Raw genomic sequence first — 3,149 nt, forward strand, 5'->3', positions numbered from 1 at the left:
TGGGACGAAGTCGTAACAAGGTAGCCGTACCGGAAGGTGCGGCTGGATCACCTCCTTTCTAAGGAGCATTCTCCAACACAACGTCCACACAGGTGGATGGTTGGTTGGCAGAGCCTGTTTCGGATCCACTTGTGGTCCGGCAGGAGCTCATGGGTGGACGCTGACAAACTTGATCGTCGTACGGTTTCTCCTCTGTGGGAAACCGACGAACAATATATCGGCATACTGTTGGGTCCTGAGAGAACACGCGAGTGTTTCCTCGAAGGAAGTAACGACAACACTGGAATGTGGGTCATACCGCGGAGTTGCATTGATTTCGGTCAGTGTTTTTTCGGCTGGTGCTCACGGGAGTTCTGGGGTTGTGTGTTGTTTGAGAACTGCACAGTGGACGCGAGCATCTTTGTTGTAAGTAATGAAGAGCGTACGGTGGATGCCTTGGCACCAGGAGCCGATGAAGGACGTAGGAGGCTGCGATAAGCCTCGGGGAGCTGTCAACCGAGCTGTGATCCGAGGATGTCCGAATGGGGAAACCCAGCACGAGTGATGTCGTGTTACCCGCGCCTGAATATATAGGGCGTGTGGAGGGAACGTGGGGAAGTGAAACATCTCAGTACCCACAGGAAGAGAAAACAACCGTGATTCCGTGAGTAGTGGCGAGCGAAAGCGGAAGAGGCTAAACCATGGGTGTGTGATAGCCGGCAGGTGTTGCATTCGTGGGGTTGTGGGGTTCATTTTGTCAATACTGCCGTGTTGGCCAACAGTAAGAAATCACAGGGTTAGTGGAAGTGGTCTGGAACGGCCTGTCGTAGAGGGTGAGAATCCCGTACACGAAAACTTTGTGACTGTTGTAATGGAAACCCAAGTAGCACCGGGCCCGTGAAATCTGGTGTGAATCTGTCGGGACCACCCGATAAGCCTGAATACTCCCTGGTGACCGATAGCGGACTAGTACCGTGAGGGAAAGGTGAAAAGTACCCCGGGAGGGGAGTGAAATAGTACCTGAAACCGTGCGCTTACAATCCGTCAGAGCCTTCGAGCAGTTTACTGCTGGGGGTGATGGCGTGCCTTTTGAAGAATGAGCCTGCGAGTTAGTGGCATGTCGCGAGGTTAACCCGTGTGGGGTAGCCGTAGCGAAAGCGAGTCCGAATAGGGCGAGTCAGTGGCATGCTCTAGACCCGAAGCGGAGTGATCTACCCATGGCCAGGTTGAAGCGACGGTAAGACGTCGTGGAGGACCGAACCCACTTAGGTTGAAAACTGAGGGGATGAGTTGTGGGTAGGGGTGAAAGGCCAATCAAACTCCGTGATAGCTGGTTCTCCCCGAAATGCATTTAGGTGCAGCGTCGCGTGTTTCTCACCGGAGGTAGAGCTACTGGATGGTCTAGGGGGCCCACAAGCTTACCGAAATCAGCCAAACTCCGAATGCCGGTGAGTGAGAGCGCGGCAGTGAGACTGCGGGCGATAAGGTTCGTAGTCGAGAGGGAAACAGCCCAGATCGCCAGCTAAGGTCCCTAAGCGTGTACTAAGTGGAAAAGGATGTGGGGTCGCGAAGACAACCAGGAGGTTGGCTTAGAAGCAGCCACCCTTGAAAGAGTGCGTAATAGCTCACTGGTCAAGTGATCCTGCGCCGACAATGTAGCGGGGCTCAAGTACACCACCGAAGCTGCGGCATTCACGCAATAGCCCCCAGTTGATCCAAGGATTTTCTGGCAGGTGTGTGGATGGGTAGGGGAGCGTCGTGTGGCCATGGAAGCGGCAGGGTGACCTAGCCGTGGAGGCCACACGAGTGAGAATGCAGGCATGAGTAGCGAAAGACGAGTGAGAAACTCGTCCGCCGAATGACCAAGGGTTCCTGGGCCAGGTTAATCCGCCCAGGGTGAGTCGGGACCTAAGACGAGGCCGACAGGCGTAGCCGATGGACAACGGGTTGATATTCCCGTACCCGTGTGAACGCGCCCATGGTGAATCAGTGATACTAACCATCCTGAAGCCACGAGAAGACCTTCGGGTCTCGAGTTGGTGGATGCATGGGACCTGATCTGGTAGTAGCCAAGCGATGGGGTGACGCAGGAAGGTAGCTGAGCCAGTCAGTGGTAATACTGGTGTAAGCGTGTAGGGCGTGACCTAGGCAAATCCGGGTCGCACATAGCCTGAGACGTGATGCGTAGCCGATTGAGGCGAATTCAGTGATCCTATGCTGCCGAGAAAAGCCTCTAGCGAGCTTTCACACGGCCCGTACCCCAAACCGACACAGGTGGTCAGGTAGAGAATACTAAGGCGATCGAGATAACTATGGTTAAGGAACTCGGCAAAATGCCCCCGTAACTTCGGGAGAAGGGGGGCCCTGTCTGGTGACGACATTTACTGTCTGAGCTGGGTGGGGCCGCAGAGACCAGTGAGAAGCGACTGTTTACTAAAAACACAGGTCCGTGCGAAGTCGTAAGACGATGTATACGGACTGACGCCTGCCCGGTGCTGGAAGGTTAAGAGGACCGGTTAGTTCCTTCGGGAGCGAAGCTGAGAATTTAAGCCCCAGTAAACGGCGGTGGTAACTATAACCATCCTAAGGTAGCGAAATTCCTTGTCGGGTAAGTTCCGACCTGCACGAATGGCGTAACGACTTCTCAGCTGTCTCAACCGTAGACTCGGCGAAATTGCATTACGAGTAAAGATGCTCGTTACGCGCGGCAGGACGAAAAGACCCCGGGACCTTCACTACAGCTTGGTATTGGTGTTCGGTTCGGTTTGTGTAGGATAGGTGGGAGACTGTGAAACGGTGACGCCAGTTATCGTGGAGTCGTTGTTGAAATACCACTCTGATCGAATTGGACCTCTAACCTCGGACCATGATCTGGTTCAGGGACAGTGCCTGGTGGGTAGTTTAACTGGGGCGGTTGCCTCCCAAAATGTAACGGAGGCGCCCAAAGGTTCCCTCAGCCTGGTTGGCAATCAGGTGTCGAGTGCAAGTGCACAAGGGAGCTTGACTGTGAGACTGACAGGTCGAGCAGGGACGAAAGTCGGGACTAGTGATCCGGCACCGGCAAGTGGAAGCGGTGTCGCTCAACGGATAAAAGGTACCCCGGGGATAACAGGCTGATCTTCCCCAAGAGTCCATATCGACGGGATGGTTTGGCACCTCGATGTCGGCTC

2 rRNA genes are annotated in these 3,149 nt (G+C 54.6%); both read left to right on the forward strand.

The features are described 5' to 3' along the window. Positions 1-58: ribosomal RNA gene (locus ACF1AK_RS36165) — 16S ribosomal RNA — on the forward strand; the annotation flags it as partial. Positions 59-403: 345 nt separating this feature from the next. After that, positions 404-3,149, forward strand: a 23S ribosomal RNA gene (locus ACF1AK_RS36170); the annotation flags it as partial.

This window comes from Kitasatospora sp. NPDC015120, assembly GCF_043080305.1.
GTDB lineage: Bacteria > Actinomycetota > Actinomycetes > Streptomycetales > Streptomycetaceae > Kitasatospora.